The 20,530-nt window shown below is 68.3% G+C and carries 26 protein-coding genes and 1 pseudogene; 18 read left to right on the forward strand and 9 right to left on the reverse strand.

What is annotated here, in order from left to right; all coding sequences use genetic code 11:
* Positions 1 to 74 precede the first annotated feature (74 nt).
* The 5 genes from AB0F17_RS11445 (at position 75) to AB0F17_RS11465 (ending at position 3,929) form a co-directional block, all read left to right on the forward strand.
* Entirely contained in the window at positions 75 to 629 is a 555-nt protein-coding gene (locus AB0F17_RS11445; RefSeq protein WP_358020003.1) for an RICIN domain-containing protein, read from the forward strand.
* 210 nt (positions 630 to 839) lie between these two features.
* Entirely contained in the window at positions 840 to 1,199 is a 360-nt protein-coding gene (locus tag AB0F17_RS11450; RefSeq protein WP_358020006.1) for a hypothetical protein, read from the forward strand.
* A 247-nt stretch (positions 1,200 to 1,446) separates the two neighbouring features.
* Positions 1,447 to 1,998, forward strand: a complete 552-nt coding sequence (locus tag AB0F17_RS11455) for an RNA polymerase sigma factor (RefSeq protein ID WP_358020009.1) — start codon at positions 1,447 to 1,449, stop codon at positions 1,996 to 1,998.
* A complete protein-coding gene (locus AB0F17_RS11460; protein WP_358020012.1) occupies positions 1,995 to 2,822 on the forward strand; it encodes a hypothetical protein in 828 nt (275 codons plus the stop codon). The genes AB0F17_RS11455 and AB0F17_RS11460 overlap by 4 nt, the downstream gene beginning before the upstream one ends.
* A gap of 444 nt (positions 2,823 to 3,266) precedes the next feature.
* Positions 3,267 to 3,929, forward strand: a complete 663-nt coding sequence (locus AB0F17_RS11465; RefSeq protein ID WP_358020015.1) for a DUF1345 domain-containing protein — start codon at positions 3,267 to 3,269, stop codon at positions 3,927 to 3,929.
* Positions 3,930 to 4,014: 85 nt separating this feature from the next.
* On the opposite strand, the gene AB0F17_RS11470 is transcribed toward AB0F17_RS11465, so the two are convergent.
* Positions 4,015 to 5,322 (reverse strand): FAD-dependent monooxygenase, encoded by a 1,308-nt coding sequence (locus AB0F17_RS11470; protein WP_358020018.1) that lies wholly within the window; start codon positions 5,320 to 5,322, stop codon positions 4,015 to 4,017.
* Between the two features lie 22 nt (positions 5,323 to 5,344).
* Positions 5,345 to 5,932 (reverse strand): PadR family transcriptional regulator, encoded by a 588-nt coding sequence (locus AB0F17_RS11475; protein WP_358020021.1) that lies wholly within the window; start codon positions 5,930 to 5,932, stop codon positions 5,345 to 5,347.
* Positions 5,933 to 6,066: 134 nt separating this feature from the next.
* On the opposite strand from AB0F17_RS11475, the gene AB0F17_RS11480 reads away from it, so the two are divergent.
* The 6 genes from AB0F17_RS11480 (at position 6,067) to AB0F17_RS11505 (ending at position 11,525) form a co-directional block, all read left to right on the forward strand.
* Positions 6,067 to 6,993, forward strand: a complete 927-nt coding sequence (locus AB0F17_RS11480; protein ID WP_358020024.1) for a DUF1963 domain-containing protein — start codon at positions 6,067 to 6,069, stop codon at positions 6,991 to 6,993.
* 89 nt (positions 6,994 to 7,082) lie between these two features.
* Positions 7,083 to 7,625 carry a sigma-70 family RNA polymerase sigma factor gene (locus AB0F17_RS11485; protein WP_358020029.1) on the forward strand — a complete coding sequence of 181 codons (543 nt, stop codon included), beginning with the start codon at positions 7,083 to 7,085 and terminating at the stop codon, positions 7,623 to 7,625.
* Positions 7,622 to 8,785, forward strand: coding sequence for a CU044_5270 family protein (locus AB0F17_RS11490; protein ID WP_358020032.1), 1,164 nt, complete (start codon positions 7,622 to 7,624; stop codon positions 8,783 to 8,785). The genes AB0F17_RS11485 and AB0F17_RS11490 overlap by 4 nt, the downstream gene beginning before the upstream one ends.
* Before the next feature lie 494 nt (positions 8,786 to 9,279).
* The gene (locus AB0F17_RS11495; protein ID WP_358020035.1) at positions 9,280 to 9,810 is read left to right on the forward strand and encodes a hypothetical protein; all 531 of its coding nucleotides are present in this window, start codon (positions 9,280 to 9,282) and stop codon (positions 9,808 to 9,810) included.
* A gap of 107 nt (positions 9,811 to 9,917) precedes the next feature.
* A complete protein-coding gene (locus AB0F17_RS11500) occupies positions 9,918 to 10,433 on the forward strand; it encodes a hypothetical protein (protein ID WP_358020037.1) in 516 nt (171 codons plus the stop codon).
* Positions 10,434 to 10,577: 144 nt separating this feature from the next.
* The gene (locus tag AB0F17_RS11505; RefSeq protein ID WP_358020040.1) at positions 10,578 to 11,525 is read left to right on the forward strand and encodes an NBR1-Ig-like domain-containing protein; all 948 of its coding nucleotides are present in this window, start codon (positions 10,578 to 10,580) and stop codon (positions 11,523 to 11,525) included.
* Here the strand turns inward: AB0F17_RS11505 and AB0F17_RS11510 are convergent, their stop codons facing one another.
* A complete protein-coding gene (locus AB0F17_RS11510; protein ID WP_358020043.1) occupies positions 11,526 to 11,684 on the reverse strand; it encodes a hypothetical protein in 159 nt (52 codons plus the stop codon).
* 248 nt (positions 11,685 to 11,932) lie between these two features.
* Here AB0F17_RS11510 and AB0F17_RS11515 point away from each other — a divergent pair, with 248 nt between their 5' ends.
* Complete coding sequence (locus AB0F17_RS11515; RefSeq protein WP_214640872.1) at positions 11,933 to 12,397, forward strand: hypothetical protein; 465 nt, start codon at positions 11,933 to 11,935, stop codon at positions 12,395 to 12,397.
* Here the strand turns inward: AB0F17_RS11515 and AB0F17_RS11520 are convergent.
* Together AB0F17_RS11520 and AB0F17_RS11525 are read right to left on the reverse strand one after the other, a co-directional pair.
* Positions 12,390 to 12,713, reverse strand: coding sequence for a hypothetical protein (locus AB0F17_RS11520; protein ID WP_358020046.1), 324 nt, complete (start codon positions 12,711 to 12,713; stop codon positions 12,390 to 12,392). The two genes, AB0F17_RS11515 and AB0F17_RS11520, sit on opposite strands and share 8 nt — an antisense overlap.
* Before the next feature lie 486 nt (positions 12,714 to 13,199).
* Positions 13,200 to 13,454 carry a winged helix-turn-helix domain-containing protein gene (locus tag AB0F17_RS11525; RefSeq protein ID WP_358020049.1) on the reverse strand — a complete coding sequence of 85 codons (255 nt, stop codon included), beginning with the start codon at positions 13,452 to 13,454 and terminating at the stop codon, positions 13,200 to 13,202.
* A 124-nt stretch (positions 13,455 to 13,578) separates the two neighbouring features.
* Between AB0F17_RS11525 and AB0F17_RS11530 the strand changes: the two genes are divergently transcribed.
* The gene (locus tag AB0F17_RS11530; RefSeq protein ID WP_358020052.1) at positions 13,579 to 13,806 is read left to right on the forward strand and encodes a hypothetical protein; all 228 of its coding nucleotides are present in this window, start codon (positions 13,579 to 13,581) and stop codon (positions 13,804 to 13,806) included.
* On the forward strand, positions 13,803 to 14,039 hold the full coding sequence (locus tag AB0F17_RS11535; protein ID WP_358020055.1) for a hypothetical protein: 237 nt from the start codon (positions 13,803 to 13,805) through the stop codon (positions 14,037 to 14,039). The genes AB0F17_RS11530 and AB0F17_RS11535 overlap by 4 nt, the downstream gene beginning before the upstream one ends.
* Before the next feature lie 128 nt (positions 14,040 to 14,167).
* Here the strand turns inward: AB0F17_RS11535 and AB0F17_RS11540 are convergent, their stop codons facing one another.
* Positions 14,168 to 15,607: a PLP-dependent aminotransferase family protein gene (locus AB0F17_RS11540; RefSeq protein ID WP_358020058.1), complete on the reverse strand. Its 1,440-nt coding sequence runs from the start codon at positions 15,605 to 15,607 to the stop codon at positions 14,168 to 14,170.
* 56 nt (positions 15,608 to 15,663) lie between these two features.
* Here AB0F17_RS11540 and AB0F17_RS11545 point away from each other — a divergent pair.
* The 3 genes and pseudogenes from AB0F17_RS11545 to AB0F17_RS11555 all read left to right on the forward strand — a co-directional run.
* A pseudogene (locus AB0F17_RS11545) lies at positions 15,664 to 16,251 on the forward strand (NAD(P)-dependent oxidoreductase); the annotation flags it as partial.
* A gap of 112 nt (positions 16,252 to 16,363) precedes the next feature.
* Positions 16,364 to 17,119: a metallophosphoesterase gene (locus AB0F17_RS11550; RefSeq protein WP_358020061.1), complete on the forward strand. Its 756-nt coding sequence runs from the start codon at positions 16,364 to 16,366 to the stop codon at positions 17,117 to 17,119.
* 17 nt (positions 17,120 to 17,136) lie between these two features.
* The gene (locus tag AB0F17_RS11555; RefSeq protein WP_358020064.1) at positions 17,137 to 17,310 is read left to right on the forward strand and encodes a hypothetical protein; all 174 of its coding nucleotides are present in this window, start codon (positions 17,137 to 17,139) and stop codon (positions 17,308 to 17,310) included.
* Here AB0F17_RS11555 and AB0F17_RS11560 read toward each other — a convergent pair.
* Both AB0F17_RS11560 and AB0F17_RS11565 read right to left on the reverse strand, forming a co-directional pair.
* Entirely contained in the window at positions 17,307 to 17,816 is a 510-nt protein-coding gene (locus AB0F17_RS11560; protein WP_358020067.1) for a DinB family protein, read from the reverse strand. The two genes, AB0F17_RS11555 and AB0F17_RS11560, sit on opposite strands and share 4 nt — an antisense overlap.
* On the reverse strand, positions 17,813 to 18,310 hold the full coding sequence (locus tag AB0F17_RS11565) for an SRPBCC family protein (protein WP_358020069.1): 498 nt from the start codon (positions 18,308 to 18,310) through the stop codon (positions 17,813 to 17,815). The genes AB0F17_RS11560 and AB0F17_RS11565 overlap by 4 nt, the downstream gene beginning before the upstream one ends.
* Positions 18,311 to 18,583: 273 nt before the next feature.
* On the opposite strand from AB0F17_RS11565, the gene AB0F17_RS11570 reads away from it, so the two are divergent.
* Positions 18,584 to 19,210, forward strand: coding sequence for a helix-turn-helix domain-containing protein (locus tag AB0F17_RS11570; RefSeq protein WP_358020072.1), 627 nt, complete (start codon positions 18,584 to 18,586; stop codon positions 19,208 to 19,210).
* Here the strand turns inward: AB0F17_RS11570 and AB0F17_RS11575 are convergent.
* On the reverse strand, positions 19,201 to 20,496 hold the full coding sequence (locus AB0F17_RS11575; protein WP_358020075.1) for a M28 family peptidase: 1,296 nt from the start codon (positions 20,494 to 20,496) through the stop codon (positions 19,201 to 19,203). The two genes, AB0F17_RS11570 and AB0F17_RS11575, sit on opposite strands and share 10 nt — an antisense overlap.
* Positions 20,497 to 20,530 lie beyond the last annotated feature (34 nt).

Raw genomic sequence — 20,530 nt, forward strand, 5'->3', positions numbered from 1 at the left:
CCGAACAGACGGCCGGATTGACTACGCACAGTGACATCCGCAACCCGAATCCCCTACGGAAAGGGACCTTGCCCATGCCCAGCACCAGGCGCTGCGCAGTGCTGACCTCGACCGCCATCACCGTCGCCCTTGTGGCGTTCCCACCCGCCGCACATGCCGATACCACGACCTTCAACTCGCGTATCAACAACCGGATGGACGGCAGCCACCTTGTCCTCACGAACGACGCCGTAGCCGAGGGGACGAGGGCCCATACGGTGCGGTCCCCAGGCCTTCAGCAGTACAGGACAGCCCGTTGGACGATCATCGAGAAGGCCGACGGTTTCTTCGTCTTCAAAAACGAACTGGCCGGTAAGTGCCTCCAGCCCGCCACGGGCGCCCCAGTCGCGGGAGACGCCCTGGTCGTCAAGACCTGCGACGACTCGCCCTTGCAAGACTGGTCGCGCCGGGACGAGGTGGCCGAAACCAACGTCAACACCGAGTGGGGCAGCCTGCGTCCACGCACCAACACCGCCCTTGCGATAACGCTCCAGACTTACGAGGCTTCCGGCACCTGGGACCACATCTATCTCGATGTGGATCAGAACTCCACCGACCGACTGTGGCACGTCACCCCGACCAACACGTAACAGCTCCATTCCGGGCATCCAGTAAGCACCGGATGCCCGGCCGGCCCCAGTCCTCAGCCCCTCCTGCTAGCGCAATGTCCTGTCACTCTGACGAGAGCACGTCGAGAAGCGCGCGTGGCAAGATCGGGATACGTGGCGCACGCGGGAAGACCCAGGTTCCACCTTCGACCATCGCGCCGGCGTGGAGACGTTCTGCGAGAGGGAGGACGCGTGACAGTGGCACGAGTACTGGTGGTCGGTCTCGATCCCGCCGAGATCCAGGGCTGGGACCCGGAGCCGGTCCAGGCGGCGATAGCACGCGGTCAGGCCCGTTTCGACGATCATGGCATCGAGGCCGACTGGTGCCTGCTGGCACCCGACAAGAACCCCGAAGGAGCACTCGTGGAGGCGCTGACCCGCGGAGACTACGCCTGCGTGGTGATCGGGGGCGGCATCCGCAAGCACGAGCCGTTACTCGAATTCTTCGAGAAGGCGGTCAACCTGGTCCGGCAGCACGCGCCCGACGCGGCCATCGCCTTCAACACCAGCCCCGAGGACTGCGCCGACGCGGCTCTACGGTGGCTGCGCTAGCCCAGCAGGGCAGGTACCTGCTCACACTCCCCAGCGTGAAACGGTTGCGGCGAGTTCCAGAGTCGTCGGGGTGCCGGGTTCTCCTCGCTCTCGGGTGAGTTCGCAGGCGGGGGTGTAGCGGGCGGCGGCTTGCGGGGCACGTGCGGCGTTGCGGCCTCGGCGCATCGCGAACGAGATGTCGTGTCACAGGAGGAAATATCCGGACGCCTACTCTCACGTGACATTGCCTTATCGGAAGGACGACGACGTGGGAGCAGCGGAGCCCCGGCGGCGTTTCGAGGCGCTCTATACGGAGCACTACGCGGCCGTCTCCACCTACGTCCGGCGACGTACCGACCACCCCGACGACACCGCCGACGTGATCGCCGAGACGTTCACGACGGCGTGGCGGCGGCTCGACCACGTGCCGCCCGGTGACAGGGCCAGACTCTGGCTGTACGGCGTGGCCAGGCGCACCCTGGCCAACCACCGCCGCGGCGAGTCGCGCAGGACGGCCTTGACGACGCGCCTGAGCGAAGAGCTCACCGACTGGCTCGGCTCGGAGGTGGGCCAGGCTCCCGGGGCGACGCGCGAGGCCTTCATGCGCCTGTCCGAGGACGACAGGGAACTGCTGTCCCTGGTCGGCTGGGAGGGGCTCGGCAACGCCGAGATCGCCAAGGTGCTGGGCTGCACGCGCATGGCCGTACGGCAACGCCTGCACCGCGCCCGCAAGCGTTTCGCGGCCGAACTGGCCGCCACCGATGTCGATCTCAACAGGTACGGCTCGCGAGCCGTGAAGCTCGCGGAGGAGAGCGCGTGAACACCAACATCGACGAAGCCATCAGAAGCCTCGCCTCCGCCCCCGGCCCCGGCCTGACCCCGGTCGCGCGAGAGATGATGAACGCGATCATGGACGCGGAGCCCGCGCCTGCGGCCGTCACTCGCAGGAGATGGCGCCGCCCGCTCTTCGCGCTCCCCATCACCGCGGCGGTCATCTCGGCGGCGGTCTGGGCGATCCTGACTCCCGCGACCGCCTCCGCGCTCGACATCAAGGAGGAGGGCGACCACTACGTCATCGAGGTCAAAGACCTGACCGCCGACCCGAAGGTGTACGAGAGCCAGCTGCGGGGGGCCGGTCTCGACATCTCGCTGAGTGTCGTACCCGCCACGCCGAGCTTCGTCGGCGAGATCGACCCAGGCCCGTCCAGCTACCAGGACAAGATCAAGACCATCGACCGGCCAGAACAGTGCGTCCTGCACCGCAGCTGCCCGATCGGGGTCACCATCGCCAAGGACTTCGCCGGCTCGGCGGAGATCACGCTCGGCCGCGAAGCCCGTCCCGGCGAGGAGTACGAGATCATCGGGAGCCTTGACGCGCCCGGTGAACCCCTGCACTGCAAGCCCTTCTACAACAGGCCCGTGAGCGAGGTGCGGGCGCTGCTGAAAGGGCGCGGGCTGGCCGTCGGCGAGTACGTGACGCAAGGCAATGAGCAGCAGGTCAGAACGTCGGTGCCCAACTCCGTGTACGTGACCGGCGGCCACCTGAGCAGGTACGGCATGGCCACCCTCACCGTCGCCGACGAACCGATGCCCCCCGAGATGGTGGCGTCGCGGAACAAGAAGACGGGCTGCGCGACGGGCTGACTCCAGCCAACGGAACACGAGCTTCAGGGTGTGCTCCCGCGGGGGCGAAGCACGCCCTGAAGCGGTCGCCGCGATCCCCCTTGATTACCGAAGAGGTACTTCATGATTTTAGGCAACGGACTCGTCACCATCCTTTTGGCGGGCACGATCGTCGTCACGCCGGCGCACTCCGGGATTCGTCTCGCTGCGAGTGACGGCCACCGACGCGTCCGGCGCCGGCCTCACGCAGACCATCACCCGCGCCTACGCCATCGGCTGAGAGCTATCCCGCTGACGCAGACCGGCTGCCTCGGTAATCGTGGCGGTCGGGCAGGGCGGTGAGGATCTCCGAACCGCCTCCCCGGCGCCGTATGGCGATGAGGCTGCCGGGGCGACCCCGTCACAGGCCGGATTGCCGGAAGACCCTACTCTGGGAAGAGTTGGTCGGAGAGAGGGTGACCTGCGATGCGGCCGAAGATGGCGTCAGGGCCGGCCGGAATCTCGCCGCGCCGGACCGCGCTGATCGCTGCCGCCAGCGGGTTGCTGGCCTTGGCTGTGGCCGCGGTGGCAGTGCCGCTGCCATATGTGCCGTTGATCGGCTGGGACGTGGCGGCGTTGGTGTTCCTGCTCGTCACCTGGTGGCGGATCGCCCGGCTCGACGGTGCCGCGACCGCCGCCGACGCGGTACGGGAAGACCCGACTCGCGCGGGTGCGGATCTGCTGCTGCTCGTCGCCGCGGTGGCCAGCCTGATGGCCGTCGGCTACATGATCGTCCAGGGTGACACCACCGAGCCGTCCGTGGTCGTGATGCACGCGGGGCTCGGTGTCGCCAGCGTGACCACCTCGTGGGCGGTGGTGCACACCGTCTATACCTTGCGGTACGCCCGGTTGTACTACGCGGCTCGCGGCGGCGTGGACTTCCACTACGGCGAACCCGATGCGCAGCCGCAGTTCTCCGACTTCGCCTACCTGGCTTTCACCGTCGGCATGACGTTCCAGGTCTCCGACACCGACTTGCGCAGCGCCACGTTCCGAGCGAACGTGCTCCGCCAAGCCCTGCTGTCGTACCTGTTCGGCACGGTCATCGTCGCGCTCGCCATCAACCTTGTCGCCGGCCTGAGCCGATAGCTCCCCGATGAAGCGCACGCGCTCAGCAGAGCCGCGCTCCCGCTCGACAGGCCCACCGAACCTGAGGCCAAGGACCGCGGCGGACTCAGCGCTCCCCGAACACCGCGCGTCCGAGGGGCGGGACGGCCCCGCAGGTCCGGAAGAACCATCGCGCCGCTGATCGCTTCAGCGCGCTTCTGGTGATCGCGCCTTCGGTGTTGCGAACGACCTCGCGGACCGTCTCGAACCCGTAGCGCAGCATGTCCGCCTCGTACGCGCGCAACGCCTGCGGCAACGGTTCCTCGCCGCGGTCGGCCGTGGTGAGCGCGGCGCAGAGCCGGTGCGCGTCGCGCAGCGCCGTGTTGCCGCCGAGCCCGCCGACCGGGGGCATGTGGTGGACCGCGTCTCCGAGCCCGGTGACGTTGCCGGTCTCCCACTGGTCGAGCAGTTCGGCGGCGCTGAACCCGGTCTGGTACAGAGTGTCCGGGGTCGAGGCGGAGACGAGGCGCCGCAGGTCGGGATGCCACCTGGCCGTCCGTTCGGCCAGTAACTCCCGCACCGCGGCCGGGTCGTCCTGAGCCTTCGACGTGAAGCTCGCCGGGAGGGAGTCGCGGTGCATGATGAACGCCCACAGGACGTAGTCGTCGTCGCGCGAGTCCGCCAGCAGGTGCTCCGGATCGAGCCCGAGCGCGCGTACCCGGTCGCCGAGTCTGGCGATGATCGCCGCAGGGTCCTCGCGCCTGCGGAAGATCGCGGTGAACAGGAAGTCCCTGCGCGGCCAGAAGACGTTCCGGCCGGCCAGCAGCCGCTCCGGCAGCCACCGGCGGTTCTCCTCGGTGAGGAACACCTTGCCGGCGACCGCCATCGCCGGAAGTGCGGTGCGGTCGGCCGCCGGGTGGAGCTGCGCCCATACCCGGGAGTTGGCGCCGTCGGCCGCGACGAGCACGTCGGCGGTCGCGGTGGTGCCGTCGGTGAACTTCGCCGTGACCGTCCCGTCGTCCGCCCGGGAGAAGCCGGTGAACTCCTTGCCGAAGCGGACGACGTCGTCCAGGCCGGCCAGCAGCAGTTTGCGCAGGGTGATGCGGCTGACCGCGTGCTCGCTGGTGGTGGGGTCGAGCGGATCATGCTCTGGGCCGTTCTGCCCGATGAGGATGAGTGGCCGCATCCGCTCGTCGAGGAAGCCGATCCCGGGCCCTGGATCGCCCGCGGTGGCCACGAGCAGCTCCCACAGAGCGGGTGGCAGGCAGGCGTGCAGGGCGATGCTCCCGGTCGGCTCGATGTTCAGCCGGAAGCCCTGGAGTCGCGAGTCGGCCGTGCGGTCGCGTTCGTACACGGTGACGCGCACGCCGGCTTGCTTCAGGCCCTGCGCCAGGCAGAGCCCGCCGATGCCGCCGCCGATCACGGCGACGTTCAAGCGCCGAGACAACATGGAGTTCCTACTTTCCGGTAAGGGGCGCGCTACCAGGCGAGCCCGTGCCGTCAGGGTTGTCGGCCATGTCAGCGAGCTCCGCCAGCAGGCGTTCGTGCCAGGTGACCTCCATCTCGAGCCGCATCAGGGTCTGGTCGAAGGCGATGGCTTCCAGCCTGGTGAGGTAGGGCTTGGCCTCGATGCGCAGATTGCGCCAGAAGTCGAGTTGCGTGGCGTACGAGTCGCGTCGCTGCTGGGCAGCCGTCCGCAACTCATCGGGGCCGATCTCGCTGACGTGCAGGAGCACGAGCTGGATCGGATCCGGCCGGAGCCCGGTGTCGGCCAGGACGGACCTGATCACCGAGACCAGCTCGGTCCGGCCCTTGTCGGTGATCCCGTACACCGTCCGGGCGGGGAGGTTGCCTTCCTGCTCAGTGCGGACCACTTCGACGACGCCCTCGTCCGCCATCCGGCGTAGTGCGCCGTACAGCGATCCGGGCTTGATGTCCGCCCACAGCTCGACCCGGTCGAGTTGCGCAGCGGTTCGGATCTTGTGCCCGTGCATGGGGCCGCCGTCGGCCAGGGCGCCGAGAATGAAAAGGCGAGTTGCTCGCATATGAGTACTAAAACATGAGTAGTCGCTAGTGCACAAGTACAACCGGGGGCGGCGCCATCAGTGCACCGGACTGTGTCGGAGCCGGCCGGTAAGGTCCTCGCGTCCGGAACGGAACGTCATCGGAGAAGTGAGCAATGGCCCGTCATACTCCGCCTCGGCCGGTAGCCGTGGAGGAACTCTTTCCCGAGCTGAAGCCGCTCAGCAGAAACGCGCTCCGGCTGCATCCGCGTGCGGGAGTCCCGTCGTACGAGGACAGCTCCGTCGGGGGGCCGCTGAAGTGGCCGGCCGATGAGCCGTGGCCGTGGTGCGCCGAGGAACACTACAACGACGATGGTCTGGAGGACGCCACCCGCCACGAGGCCGTGGTGCCCATGGTGCCGGTCGTGCAGCTCTACGCGGCGGACGCGCCTGGTGTGCCGTTCCCGCCGGGAAGCGATCTGCTCCAAGTGTTATGGTGCCCGTTCAACCACGGGGATGAGCCCTACGAGCGCTGCCCCCTGCCGCAGGTGCGCTGGAGGAACGCGGCAGATGTCCGCCATGTGCTCGGCACGCCCCCGGAACCCTCCGACGCTCCCGAGGGTCACGTTCCCATCCCCTGCGTGGTGCACCCAGAGCAGGTGACGGAGTACCCCGACTGGGACGACATACCGCAGGAACTGCACAACGAGATCGACGACCGGCTGCACCGGTCCGAGGAGACCACCGGGTGGGATTACTTCTACCACCTGAGCACCGCCCCCGGAACCAAGGTCGGTGGTCATCCGCGCGGCTGGAACGGCTCGACGACCTCGTTCAGCTGCGAGAGGTGCGGACAGCCCATCCACCATCTTCTGACCGTGGCCTATGAGGAGTTCGATGGGAAGTCCTGGCAGACCTGGCTCCCGGTGGAGGACCGGCCCGACGACGACAGCGGGCCGGAGATCTACCTTTCGGAGTCCGAACGAGCCGCGGCCGCGGAGAACCCGCCCGGCCTGATGGTGTCGGGCGGAGGCAGTGTGTACCTCTTCGAGTGCCGTTCCTGCCCCGATCGCCCAGTCGAGCACCTCTTCTATCTCAACTGAGCAAGACGAACGGGATTCCACCTTCCAGAAATGCCTCCAGGATTCCGGACATGGACATAGATGACCGATGATCCAGTTAAGGAGACCGGATGGGAGTCGATCCCGATACCCGGTTCGTGGAGATCTACGAATCCGCCTACGAGCCCATACTCGGCTATGTCCTGCGTCGCTGCCCGCAGCCGGAGGACGCCGCCGACGTGGTGGCCGAGGCGTTCACCACGGCGTGGCGTCGCATCGAGGAGTTGCCCGAGGGCGACGAGGCAAGGTTGTGGCTGTACGGCGTGGCGCGCCGGGTGCTCGCCAACCACCGGCGCGGCGAGCGGCGCCACGAGCAGCGTACGGCGGCCCTGCGTGATCGGCTCGCCGCCTCCCCCGCGCTGGCCCGCCCGCCGGAGGACGAGATCTCGCAGATGGGACGGGTCTTCCGCGACCTGACCGACGACGACAGGGAACTGCTCTCCCTGGTCGCCTGGGAGAGGCTCGACCATGGGCAGATCGCCCGCATGCTCGGCGTCTCCCGCAACGCCGTGCGGATCAGGCTGTATCGCGCCCGCAAGCGTTTCGCCCGGGAGCTGGCGAAAGCCGGGATCGACCATCCTCGTGCCGTCGCTCTGGAAGGGAGCTCACTGTGAACCTCACCGATCTCGCCCGCGTGCACGACAAGGACCTCGCCGGAGAGGCGTCCGCACCAGAGGCGCGGACGCTCATGCACGCGATCATGTCCGAGGAACGGGAACCGGTGGCCGCGGCGCGGCCCCGCCTGAAGGTACGACGGCGGCTCGCGGTGAGCTTCGCCGCCGGACTGAGCCTTGCCACAGCCGCCTCGGTAGCGGTCATCGCCCCCGCGATGTGGTCCGACAGCACGATCTCCGTCGCACCTCAGCCCAACGCGTCGGTGTCCGCGACGGCCGAACCGACCGCCCGGCAGATCCTGCTCGCTGCTGCCGTCGCCATGGAGAAGGCCCCTGCGAGCGGCGGCTACTGGCGCACCGCGCACGTCACCCGGTGGATGCTGACCGACCCCATGCGCAGCTATGTGCTCGAGGGAGAACGCTCCGCAGAGGTATGGCTGGCGAAGCGGTCGGATCTGCGGAGCTGGCGCATCTGGCAGGATCTCGGCGTCAAGCCCGCGACACCGCGAGACGAGGCGGCCTGGCGGGCCGCTGGGGCACCCACCAGCTGGCGATACCCCAAGAACATGAAGACGGAGAACCTGTTCTCCGTCCCATCCAAGCCGCTGGAGGCGGCGGCAGGTGAACGAACCGCCGAACGGCTTTACTGGAAGACGGTCGGTGACCTGGCAGGGAAATCGTTGACCTGGAAGGAGATACGCGCGATCCCGGGCGAGCCCGAGACGCTCCGGAGCTACCTGGAAGAGCGCATCGGCCGACTGGAGCTGGCCGGATCCGGGATGGACATGGAGGAGGCGAGGGCGTACATCCTTCTCCGAAACTGTGTAGACATCATCAGTACCCTGCCCGCCTCGCCCGAGACTCGAGCATCCTCGTACCGGATCCTTGCGTCTCTGCCCGGTATACGGGCCGAGGGGGAGATGACAGATCCGCTGGGCAGGCGCGGGCAAATGCTCACCTATCAGGAGGAGATAGAGCCGGGCCTGTTCTCCAAGGTTCAGCTCGTGGTCGATCCCAGCACCGGCCTGCTTCTTGCCGAGGTGAGGACGAACACCACCAAGCTCGCGAACGGGCGGCAGGCGGAGCTGCGTCTCTCCACTTCGTACCAGGCGATCGGCTGGACCGACGAACGCCCAGAACTGCCCACGCGTCGGGACTGAGTCGCTCACCGATCCGCGCGCGAGCCGGCGGAGGGGCCCGCCTGCTCAGTGATCACCCGCCGCCGACGCTTGCGGGGGCCGGCGGCGGCTCGACCAATTAGCGAAACACCAGGCCATGGCCATACCCGCCCGATTTTCCCGTCGACTCCGAATCGTGGGAATGCCACAATTGCTGCGACACTCAAGGGGGCTCGGCGTGGGCACTGATCGTGCGAGGCCGGGAAAGATTCCGTTGCCGCGTTGAGTCCCCGTCCCAGGTTCCTGACCTGCTAATTTGATTGTCCTAATATCTCTGGACAATGCTTGGATGATTGGACGTGGCAGATCGCTTGCCATTGTCGGGCATTGACGGTCAGAGTAGCGCCGTTCCCAGCGCCGGTGTTCGGCATCGGCGCCATCGGCAGGCTTACGGATATTCCACTGAATCGCCGTACGCGGCTGATCGGGGACTCCCGAGTCGGAAAGTACAGAGGATTTCTTTGAAAGGAGATCCGATGATCGGACGAAAAGGGATTACCGGAGCGGCTCTCGTCGTCGGGCTGACGGCGACCGCGCTTATGGCGGGGTCGTCCGCGTCGGCGTCGGCGTCGGCAGGGTTGGGCGTCACCGCCGTCGCGGACAGCTCGGCTGTCCTGGCGCCGGGCTGGTCGGCGAAGTCCTTCCTGGGAATCAGTTATCACGACCGCTGCAAGGGCTGGCAGCGGATAATAACCCCGTACAAGAGCGGCGACCGCATCACCACCAGCAGGCAGGTCCACTGCGAGAAGGGCGAGTGGGGTCGCCGGGCGGTGGTCAAGACGAGCCTCCAGCAGTATCGCGGGCTCGGTATCTGGCGGACGAAGGCCACCTCGGAGGTGAAAAAGGGAAGGGAGGCGTTCACCGTGACGACGACCCCTTCGTGGAAGTGCTCCGGCGGTAGCCAGCTCTACCGCAACCAGACGAAGGTGCATCTCTACTCCCTCCTGCGTGGCAGCGAAGTGGCCACCCTGTACAAGCGGACGCAGGAGCGCCGGATCGAGTGTTGATCCCGGGCTGAGACTGGGACATAGCTCGGCCGGACTTCGCCCCTTGGCGCTCGCGAGCGCCAAGGGCGTTTTCTTCAGAAGTCTTCTTCCGAAGGAGTGAGCGGCGAATGGGATCGCGTGAGAGAAGGCATGTCCCTGCGTGGCTCGTGATCGTCGGCGGGGTGGTGCCGGCCCTGGCTCTGGTGCTGTGGGCGACGGTCTCGATGGCGGAGGAGCAACCGTACGCGGACGTAAAAAAGCAGTACATCGCCGCCGTGGACGCGGTGTGTGAAGCAGCCTCCCGGCAGTCGGATCTCCGCGAGGAGCCACCCGCGAACCTGCGCGAGGAGGTGGACGAACTGCGCCGCGCATCGGAGTCGATGACCAGCACCATCGCCGCGATAGAAGCGATCGCACCGCCCGGCGGTGACGTCCCGCGGGTGCGGGAGAGGTTCGTCGTGCCCGCCAGGGCGCTGACCGCGAGCCTGCGCGAACTCAGCGGACGCGCGGAGTCGGCGATGCGCGCGGGCAGGGAGGGCGAGGCGAAGAAGGTGGTGGAGCAGTCCTTGGAACCGGACAAGAACGAGAAGGCGCTGCGGTCCTTCGCGGCGGAGTACGGCTTCCGAGCATGCGCAGGTGAATGACCAAGGCACCCGAGTAAACCGCAGAATTCAGGACGTATTCGGACAATCCAGGTAATCTCATTTGCTCTCAAGTGGCACAGGCCATGCCGGGTCGTCGGCACGGCCGGATGACGGTGCCGGACAGGGCAGGTGAAGATGCCGGAAATGCCGGGGACATCAGGCTCGGAGGGGGACGAGCCTGGCCCGCAGTGGACGGGCAGGGTAGCGCGGCCTGGGCGAAAGCCGGTCCGGCCGGAACCGGCCGCGGGCCCGGTGGCGGCTCTGGCGTACCGGCTGTGGGAGCTCAAGGCGGAGGCGGGCGACCCGTCCTTCGCGGAGATGTCGACCCGTATGGGCGCGGCGGCCTCGAAGTCCTCGCTGGCGGCCGCCGCCCGGGGGCTGGTGCTGCCGACCTGGGAGACGACGTGGGAGTTCGTCCGGGTCCTCGCCGTCGACCGGCTGGGACAGGACACCGAGGAGGCCAGGCGCGAGTGGCGAGCCCACTGGGAGCGGGCCGCGAGCGCCGCCGTACTTAGCGAGACCGCCGAGGGCCATGCGGACCCTCTTCTCGACGAGACCCGTACCGGGCACATCGAGACAGGCGTCCGTATGGCGGAGCACCCCGAACGCCGAGCCCGGCGTCCTCTTGCCAGGAGGGCAGCCATGATCGCGGCGGTCGCGATCGCCGCCGGTGCCGCCCTCTTCACCTGGCTCGCCCCGCTCTCCGGAAAGAACAAGCCCACCGCGCAGGCCACCCCGGCTCGGGCCGCCACCCCCTACGACGATTCCGCCTTCGAGCAGGACGTCACCCATCCGGACGGCACGGTGGTGAAGACGGGGACGGAGTTCACGAAGATCTGGCGGATCAGGAACACCGGCACCGTCCCGTGGCGGGGACGCTATCTCACCCGGTTGAACGACACCCCGTGCCGCGCCCCCAAACGGGTCGAGATCCGCGCGGTCCAACCGGGCGAGCCCGTCGACATCGCGGTACGCGTCCGTGCGTCGGACTCCCCCGGCAGATGCAAGATCTACTGGAAGATGACCGACGGGACCGGGACCCAACTGCTGTCCACCAAGAGGCCGATCTTCCTGGACGTGGTCGTCGGCTGATCAGCTCTCGAGGCTCGTCTTGGCCGGGTCGCAGGACCGGCAGTCGCAGGGGAAATGGCCAGCCTTGGTCAGCGTGGCATAGATGCCGCCCTGAACCTTGCGCTCGGTCGCGATAGGAGTGCCCTCGACCAGGTAGGTCGCGCGAGTAGATCGCCTCATCGAGGCGGACCAGCAGATCCCCGACAAAGCCAGTCCGGCTCCGGACCACAATCCCTGTAGAGAGGGGACGTCCGAGCATCGCGGCCGCCTCCTGGCCGACGCCCGTGGTGGTGATGCCGGTCAGGCCGCCGCGACGCCCGCATTCGAACACAAACCCGCATGCGGAGAGTAAATTATCAAATACACAACGTGTCTGATGCGACTACCGTTCCAGACGACGGACCACCCACCATCCATGGAGACCCGCCGTGTGGACCAAACACGCCGCCGTCATCGCCACAGCAATAACCCTGGCCACCACACCAGCTAACTGCGGCAGCGGTAGCAGCACCACCCACCCCGCAGGCCGCCACGGCTGCGTCAACTCGTGGGGACAGCTCACCGTCGTCCGGGTCGGCACCGCCGAACCCCGTGTCCGAGCGAGCCTCCGCGTCAGGTGCGACCAGGAGGTGATCACCACGTTCATGGCCAGGATCGCCATCGACCACAAGGACGGTCGTTTCGCCGACTGGTACGAGGTCAACTACGACTATTACAACGAACTGCCCGGACTCGCTTACTCCTACCCGTTGCTGTCGCGGCCGTGTCGGGATGGCTGGTACCGCGCCCGAGCGTCGATCTCCGGCACATTTATCGACGGCAGCCCCTACAAAGTCACCGACGAGAGCAGCAGTACCAGCGTGGACTGCGACAACTCCGAGCCGCTCACATGAACGGCGCTGCTGGGTCGCCCCTGTGCGAGCACGAGATGTGCAGGCGGGGGTGCGCGGGCACAACGCCTGCCGCCCAGCAGCAGGCCGCGTCCGAGTCGGCCTGCGGAATGTTCTCTGTCGTGTAGATGGGCTCGGCCGCCATCGGATCAGCGTCGGCCGGCCAGACGCCCCAGCCGCCCTGCCACCAGGCGACCCGCCACACCTGCTCGTCCCGTTCCGCCAGCGGGTCATCAGCGAACGCATGGATGGGCCGGTGCCAGAACCAGCGCCGTCGGCTCGGCCGGAAGTAGAAGCCCTGGCGTTTGTGACCGAACATGCACCTAGCGTCGCACGAGAACTAGCGGCGTGCAGTATTTGTCGAACAGCGGACGGCATGTCAGGCGCTGTCCAGGTGACGGCGCGGGATCTTCAAAGGCGCTCGTCCTCGACCAGTCGCAGTCCCTTCTCAAGGCGGCGGACACGGCCGCAGCCAGCACAGGCAGCACCGCAGCCAAGGAGTGAAATGCTGCTCGACGAACTGCGCGCCCAGGCCGCACGCGAGCTACGTCGACGTCGGCGGGCTGCGGGCTGAACGAATGGCGCCCGGGGGCCGGGGCATAGCTATGCCCCGGCTGCGTGCGATGCAGAGGCAAAACCGGGGCTTATGCCTCGACGGTACCAGGCTCGGGGGCGTCAGGGTCGTCGTAGTACTCGGTGCGGACCACTTACCGCTCCTCGCCGGGGAGCCGAGACTGCTTCCACAGGCGATCACCCAGGCGCGGCAGCGGCTTGGATCCGAGCCTCGCAGGGCGCTCTAGCCGCACTAAGCGGTCTCCGATTCCCAGTATTCGCGGTCTGCGACCTTCGAGCCGATGCCTGGTTCTGTCCGGATCAAGCCGTCCGCGCGAAGCTGCCGGACGACCTTCTGTGCTGTGGCGTTCGCGATGCCGAACTCTGCCGTCAGGTCCACGAGCGACGGGACGCGTTCCCCGACTTCGATTTCCCCTGAGCGGATCCGTCCGCTGATCACCGCGTACACCTGCCGCCAACGAGGCTGTTCGGTCTCGATCTGTGCCACGTGATCACGCTAGGGACATCTGCCTCACGTGGCGATAGCGGCGCACGTAGTACACCTAGCGCACGTGGCGCACTAGGCATACTCTTGACACCACGACAAGAGCAGGTGAGCGAGGCGAGGCGTAATGGATCAGCCCGAGTATGAAACCCAGACCTCGATCGTCGGCTTCGAGGTCTGGCGGGAGGATGGCGGGACGTGGCGCGGTCAGCACACGGACAGCGGCCGGGAGATCAGCGCGGAACACTGGGAACTTCTCATCTGGAGAGCTCGCGAAACGGTCATGTTCGTAGCGATCACGAATGTTAATGATCTTCTCAAGCGAGTCACTCCAGACGCCGGCGAATCCAAATGACCGCCGCTCACGTCGGCCTGGAGTGGACCCCGTACATCGAGCGCGTCGAGCGCTCCCGCGTGCTGGAGTTCGTCACGATGGGCAGAGTCGAGTACGAGCTGTGCGGCGAAGGCGGACAGTGGGTCATCCGGCGCACCAACCGGACGAACGGCCAGACCGTCGTCACGGAGTCGAGCCGGGGACGGCCGCGCGACGTTCAAGAAGTTTGGCGAACGGTCCAGCTCTGGGGCTGACCGCTCACGGCCGGTCCTGTCGCTTCGAGTCGCTTAGGTGCATCTTCTCGCGCACGCGCGGGCGCGCGCCCTTCCGCGTTGCTGGATGGAGCCGTCCGCGAGACGAGTAGGTCCTCATGCGGTTGGGATCAAGTCGCGCTGACGTAGGCCCCTTCACTGGCAGGTGCACCAGCTCTGTCGGAGGTCAAGGTTGTGAACAAGGCGTCGAGGGCGGCCGGGTAGGCGTGTTCTGACGAGGCGGCGAAGCCGATCAACAGGCCCTGGGGGCGGTCGGCAGGGTCGTGGTGGAGTTCGGTGAGGCCGCGTAGGGCGAGGCCGTGGCGAGCGCAACTGGTCAGGAGTTGCTGTTCGGTGGGGCCGTCGGAAGGGAGGGTGATGAGGGTGTGCAGGCCGGCGGGGACCCCGTGGGGGGTAAGGCGGGGGATGGCGGCTATGCGGTCAAGGAGGAGTTCGCGACGGCGGCGGTAGCGCAGGCGGGCGGCACGGGTGTGGCGGTCGTACGCGTGGGTGGTGATCAGGTTGGCGAGGATGAGTTGGCCCAGGGTCTCGGTGTACAGGTCTGCTTTCTGTTTGGCCTGCACCACCGGTGGCACCAAGTGGTGCGGTAGGACCATCCAGGCCAGGCGGAGGGCGGGGCCGAGGGTCTTGGACGCGGTGCCACAGTAGACGACCTGGTCGGGAGCGATGCTCTGGAGGGCGCCGACGGGTTGGCGGTCGTAGCGGTACTCGCCGTCGTAGTCGTCTTCGACGATCAGGCCGCCCGTGGAGCGCGCCCATGCGCACAGGGTCTGACGGCGGCTTGGATGCAGCGGAACGCCGGTCGGGTACTGGTGCGAGGGGGTGAGGAACACGGCTCCCACCTCCTGGGTCAGGGCCTCCACGCGGGCGCCGTGGGAATCAACGGGCAGGGCGAGGGTGGTGAACCCGGCGCGTTGGACGACGTCGCGAAAGACGTTGTGGCCCGGGTCCTCAACGGCCGCGGTGCTGGTGCCGCCGGCGGCCAGCACGCCGCAGAGCAGGCCCAGACCCTGGTAGTAGCCGGAGGTGATCACGATTCGGTCGGGGGTCGTCATCACGCCGCGGGTGCGGCCCAGGTAGTCGGCGAGCGCGCTGCGCAGCTCGATCCGGCCCTGCGGGTCTCCGGCGCCGAAGACCTCGGGGCGGGCGTGGGTGAGAACCTGGCGGGTGGAGGCGAGCCAGGCTCGGGTGGGGAAGGCACTGACGTCGGGGAGCCCGGGGCGAAGGTCGTGGCGGGGAATCGTCGGTGCCGGTGCGGGGCGTGCGGGGACGGGGTCGCATGGCGGTACCTCGACCACGGTGGTGCCCGATCCCGGCCGTGTGGTCAGGTAGCCCTCCTCGACAAGCTGGTCGTAGGCGGCGCTGACCGTGCCGCGCGAGAGTCCGAGTTCCTGAGCCAGCCCACGGGTGGACGGCAGCAGCGTCCCCGCGGCCAGCCGCCCCTGGCGGATCGCCGCCCGCAGCGCGGACTCCAGGCCGGATCGCCGCCCGCCTGTGGCACCGAGCTCGATATGCAGGTCGAGCTGGGAACTGGACCAAGAATTCAGCATAGAACTGGATCTTAATCCTGGTCCGGTAGTCCCCTACGTTCGAGGCCAAGGCTGATCGAGGGGACATGAGCGTGAAACGGGTAGCTGTCATCGGACTCGGCGCGATGGGGGCGCCGATCGCCCGCCGATTGCTGGGCGCTGGATACCGGATCATCGTCTGGAATCGCTCGCCGCAGCGGGTGGCGGCGTTGCAGGAGGCGGGCGCCGCTGTCGGGGCGAGCCCGGCGGACGCGGTACGCGGGGCAGAGACGGTGATCGTGATGGTCACCGACCCGCAGGCACTGCTGGCGGTGACCGAAGGCGAGCACGGGATCGGCGCCGGAATCGGCCCCGGATCGGTGGTCGTGCAGATGTCGACGGTCTCGCCCGCGTCGGTGACCCGTCTCATGAAGGCGCTGCCCACGAGTACGGGACTGCTCGACGCGCCGGTGCTCGGCAGCGTGGCCGAGGCCGCGTCAGGACGCTTGCGGATCCTGGTGGGCGGCCCGAAAGCCCTGGTCGAACGATGCGCACCATTGCTGGAGCAACTGGGCTCGCCGCTGCACGTCGGGGAGGTCCGGCGCGCTTCGCGCTCGCCCTGGCCCGCAAGGACGCTGACCTCATCGCCGTCGCAGTCGATGACCACGAGCTCCGGCTCGGCCTGACCGCAGCGGCCTGGGACTGGCTCACCGACGCCGAACGCGCCGGCCGCGCCCACCAGGACTACTCGGCCGTCCTCGCCCACATCCTGCACACCACGACGAAGGGATTCCAGCGATGATCGTGATCGCCCACCTCAGCGACACCCACCTCGACGACGGCCGGCGCAGCGCGCAGCGCACCCGGGCCGTCATGCATTACCTCGAAGAACTCCCGTACGACCTGGACGCGATCCTGGTCACCGGAGACATCACCGACCACGCTCTGCCCGCCGAGTACGAGCAGGCTCGACACCTCCTGACGTCCCGACACCCGGTCGTGGTCTGCCCCGGTAACCACGACGAGCGCGCCGCATTCCGGCAGTACCTGCTGAAGCAGCCGGGATCGGTGGCACCGATCAACCAGGTGCACCACGCCGCCGGAGTCGTCATCGCACTGTGCGATTCCTCGGTTCCGGGCAAGGACGAGGGCTTCCTCGAGGACGAGACGCTGGCGTGGCTGGCGGACATCCTGGCCCAGGCCCCGGACGAGGTGCCCGTACTGGTCGGGTTCCACCACCCGCCGGCCCCGCTGCACATCCCCTTCGTCGACGGCATCCGTCAGTTCGGAGCAGAGCGGCTCTCCGCGCTCGCGGACCGCCACCCCAACCTCACAGCCTTCCTGTCCGGCCACGCGCACACAGCGGCGACGACCACCTTCGCGGGACGCCCGCTGCTGGTAGCTCCGGGGGTGGTATCCACGCTCCGGCTCCCATGGGAGCACCACGCCCACCCCGAGGACTACGTCCATCTCGACCAACCGCCCGCACTCGCCTTCCACATCCTGGACGACGAGGGACGGCTGACCACCCATTACCGGTGCGTCAACGACTGATCACGTGGCGACAGACATTGAGACCCTGCTGGGTCGAGCAGGGCCGGCCCGAGCGGCATCCCGCGACCTATCCCCGCCACCCCGACGTCCTCGCCGCCCAGCGCCGCGAACGCGCCCGCATCCGCTGGAGCGCACCCCCTTGCCACCGCGGCCTGAAGAACCCGGCGAACCTGATCCGGCCACAGAACTAGCTGGCGTAGGGGTTGCCGCCGAGCCAGGTGGTGCCGTCGATCAGTTCGCGCACCGCGTCCAAGTGGCCGCTGTGGCAGGCGACTTCGGTGAGCACGTGGATCAGGATGTGCCGCACCTCAGGCAGCCGCCAGGTCGGCCAGATCTCCACGGGCCAGGCGGCGGGCTCCTGTTCGGGCGCGGCAGCGGCGAGCACGGCGTCCGCGCGCGCGATGGCCGCCCGGTAGTCGACGAAGACCTCCTCGGCGCTCATCCCCTCGGGTACGTACCAGTGCGCCTCCGCGCCCGCCGTGAGCTGTCCGGCCACATCCGGCTCGCCTGCGATCACCCCGGGGAACCAGAAGCGTTCGACATCCAGGGTGAGGTGGCGCAGCAATGCCAGGCAGCTCCAGCCGCTGGGCAGCACCGGCCGCCGCAGATCCTCCTCCGAGAGCCCTTCGAGGATCCCGAGGACGTGCTCGCGCTGGCGGTCCAGGGCGCCCTTGAGGGCGTCGAGTTCGGCGTTCACCGGGCGGCGCACAGCTCGGCGAGGCGTTCGAGGGTGCTCGCCATCTGCGCCTGCCACCAGGCGCGCCCGCTGTCCACTTCCGCGCGTTTGTCCTCCGGCATGCGCGAACCGTCGAAGATCTCGGTCACCACCGTCACCCCGGCCCCATCCGGGAGCAGGTCGAAGATCCACCGGTGGCCCCACGCGGCCCCGGGCGCGATGGCGTCCGGGTGCCCGCGACCGGGCCTCGGCTCCCAGCCGATGCGGCGGTCCGGCTCGTACTCGACGACGTGGTTGTTCATCTCGTAGTCGCCGTAGCGCTCGTAGTGCATCCGCATCACGAAGACGTCCCCGGCGCCCGAGACCACGGCGTCGGAGACGCCACCGCGCAGCATCCCCGAGCCGTCGAGGTCCGGGTGCCGTCCGGGGTCGGCCAGGATCCGGAAGATGTCCCCCGCCGGGGCGCCGATGCGCCGGGACACCACCACCACGGGCTCGCCTGTCGTACTCGTCATGCGCGCGCCTCCGTCAACCGCAGAGCATGAACCTGACTCCGGCCTGGACGCTACACCGGGGGTACGACAACGCCTGGCCGAGCACGTGCGAGCCCCGCCCTACGCGCACTCCCACCGAAACAGCTCTGTCGCCGGCACCGCATGCCGTCGGGTGGGCGGCGAACTCCTCCAGCAGTACACCGTGAAAGCTGAACGAAGTCCGCGGTCAATGCTATACATACGTATAGTAAGCTTGCTGATCAAGTAGCGGGCTATACAAACGGCGGTGACAGCGTGGCGATCGAACCGGATCGAGAAGACCTCACCGCCCGCGCCCGGATCAGAGACGCGGCCCTGCGGCACTTCGGTGAGCACGGGTTCGAGCGGGCCACGATCCGGGGCATCGCCGAGACCGCCGGCGTGTCCTCCGGGCTGGTACGCCACCACTTCGGCTCCAAAGAGGCGCTGCGCGAGGCCTGCGACGACTACCTGGCCAAGCTGGTCCGCCGGCTCAACGACCAGGTCCTGGCCGACACCCTGCCGAGTGACGTCAACTATGTGGCCGTCGCCAGGGCCGCCCTGGGGCCGTATCAACGGTATGTGGCGCGGGCCCTGGCCGAGGGTCGGGCCGAGGTCGTCTTCGACGAGCTCGTACGGCTGAGCGAGGGGTGGATCGAGGAGTACGACAGGAGCCGGCCCGATCCCCCGCCGGTGTCCCGCAAGGCCCGGGCAGCGGTGGTCACCGCGATGGCGCTGTCGGTATCCGTCCTCCACCAGCACATCTCGCGGGCCGTGGACGTCGAGGTGTTCAGTCCGGAAGGCGACCGCCTGCTCGCCCGGACGCTGATCGACATCTACTCGCACCCCATGCTCAGCCTGGAGGACGCCGCGAAGTACCAGGAAGCCCTCGATCAGGGCTGAGGCGACCACCCGGCGGTTCCGGCCACGATGCGTACGGCCGCGCGGACCAGCGGTTCCAGCCCGGCCACGTCGATCTTGTCGAGGGTGTCGGCCGAGTCGAACAGGTACATCGGCGCCGACAGGAAGTGCACGAGCGGGACGCCTTCAGGGTGGAAGAACGCCCCGTCGGTGGGCGGCATGGGCGAGAACGCGTCGGGCGGCAGCACGAAGGACCGGCGCAGGCCCTCCGTCTCCAGCGTCTCGGCGACCAGCTTCTCCAGCCGCGGCATCCGGCTGGTGAACCACCACCTGACCTCGGGGTCCGCGGTGGGGACGAGCTCACCGTCCACGCCGTCGCAGCGCAGCGCCGCGTGTTCGAGATGCATTTGGAGCACCACGTCTGCCAGCAGCGGGCGGTGGCGTTCGATGAACGCCCTCGTGCCCGCCGCGTGCGCCATGTGCCCGGAGGTGAACAGGAACATCAGGTTGTGCGGCCGGGCCGAGACGGGCACCTGGGACCAGTAACGCGCGGCGGCCAGGACCAGCGCGATGCCGGAGGCGTCCTCGACGGCCGACGCCCACGGCCCGTCGTGGTGGGAGGCGACGATGACCGTGTGCGGCGAGTCGGCGGGCAGCGTGGCGACCACGTTGTACGTGGTCACGGTGTCGGTGACCGACTGGGCGACCAGCTCGCCCGTGCAGGGCAGCCGGTCCAGGAGCCGCCGGCCGTCGGCCCCGGACAACCACAGACCGGGAATCGGCCGTTCGATCGCGTCATAGGGCACGTAGTAGTCGCGCGTCTCCCACGGCAGCCCGGTCAGCGCCCCGATGAAGCCGGCCGCGCCCGCCTCCAGCGCGGGCTCGACGACGTCCATCATCCGGGGGCCGAACGGGATGGTCTGGACGAGCGTGTCGAAGACGCCCTCCGGGTCGTAGGCCGAGGTCGCGAGCGTGCTGACGTACGACTGCGGCAGCTCGGTGAAGGCCAGCTCGTCCACCGCGATGTCGCCGGGCCGCGCGTCGGCGAGCGGCACGATCCTGGCGCGCAGGCCGTCGGTCGGCGCGGTGTGCGGGAGCGGGAACCCGGCCAGCTCCGTGCCGTCGTCGAGCCGCAGCACCCCGGTGCCGGGCTGCCAGCGCGGCACCTCCACCGGCTCCAGCGCGACCTCCAGCCCGAATTCGGTCAGCCGCTCGGCCAGCCATCGCTCGGTCCATACGTCGGCCGGGTAACCCGGCCGGCGGATGCCCCGCGACACGACGGTCTCGATCCAGCCGAGCATCTCGGCGGCGGTAGGCACGTGCTCCATGAGCCTGATCCAACCATTGACAGCGGTCCTTTGT

Source organism: Nonomuraea sp. NPDC026600, assembly GCF_040638335.1.
GTDB lineage: Bacteria > Actinomycetota > Actinomycetes > Streptosporangiales > Streptosporangiaceae > Nonomuraea.

Excerpts from the sequence above, each read along its gene's own strand:
- AB0F17_RS11445 (WP_358020003.1), top strand. The coding sequence starts at position 75 with ATGCCCAGCACCAGGCGCTGCGCAGTGCTGACCTCGACCGCCATCACC.
- AB0F17_RS11465 (WP_358020015.1), top strand. The coding sequence starts at position 3,267 with ATGCGGCCGAAGATGGCGTCAGGGCCGGCCGGAATCTCGCCGCGCCGG.
- AB0F17_RS11475 (WP_358020021.1), bottom strand. The coding sequence starts at position 5,932 with ATGCGAGCAACTCGCCTTTTCATTCTCGGCGCCCTGGCCGACGGCGGC.
- AB0F17_RS11480 (WP_358020024.1), top strand. The coding sequence starts at position 6,067 with ATGGCCCGTCATACTCCGCCTCGGCCGGTAGCCGTGGAGGAACTCTTT.
- AB0F17_RS11485 (WP_358020029.1), top strand. The coding sequence starts at position 7,083 with ATGGGAGTCGATCCCGATACCCGGTTCGTGGAGATCTACGAATCCGCC.
- AB0F17_RS11495 (WP_358020035.1), top strand. The coding sequence starts at position 9,280 with ATGATCGGACGAAAAGGGATTACCGGAGCGGCTCTCGTCGTCGGGCTG.
- AB0F17_RS11500 (WP_358020037.1), top strand. The coding sequence starts at position 9,918 with ATGGGATCGCGTGAGAGAAGGCATGTCCCTGCGTGGCTCGTGATCGTC.
- AB0F17_RS11505 (WP_358020040.1), top strand. The coding sequence starts at position 10,578 with ATGCCGGGGACATCAGGCTCGGAGGGGGACGAGCCTGGCCCGCAGTGG.
- AB0F17_RS11510 (WP_358020043.1), bottom strand. The coding sequence starts at position 11,684 with ATGAGGCGATCTACTCGCGCGACCTACCTGGTCGAGGGCACTCCTATC.
- AB0F17_RS11520 (WP_358020046.1), bottom strand. The coding sequence starts at position 12,713 with ATGTTCGGTCACAAACGCCAGGGCTTCTACTTCCGGCCGAGCCGACGG.
- AB0F17_RS11530 (WP_358020052.1), top strand. The coding sequence starts at position 13,579 with ATGGATCAGCCCGAGTATGAAACCCAGACCTCGATCGTCGGCTTCGAG.
- AB0F17_RS11535 (WP_358020055.1), top strand. The coding sequence starts at position 13,803 with ATGACCGCCGCTCACGTCGGCCTGGAGTGGACCCCGTACATCGAGCGC.
- AB0F17_RS11540 (WP_358020058.1), bottom strand. The coding sequence starts at position 15,607 with ATGCTGAATTCTTGGTCCAGTTCCCAGCTCGACCTGCATATCGAGCTC.
- AB0F17_RS11550 (WP_358020061.1), top strand. The coding sequence starts at position 16,364 with ATGATCGTGATCGCCCACCTCAGCGACACCCACCTCGACGACGGCCGG.
- AB0F17_RS11565 (WP_358020069.1), bottom strand. The coding sequence starts at position 18,310 with ATGACGAGTACGACAGGCGAGCCCGTGGTGGTGGTGTCCCGGCGCATC.
- AB0F17_RS11575 (WP_358020075.1), bottom strand. The coding sequence starts at position 20,496 with ATGGAGCACGTGCCTACCGCCGCCGAGATGCTCGGCTGGATCGAGACC.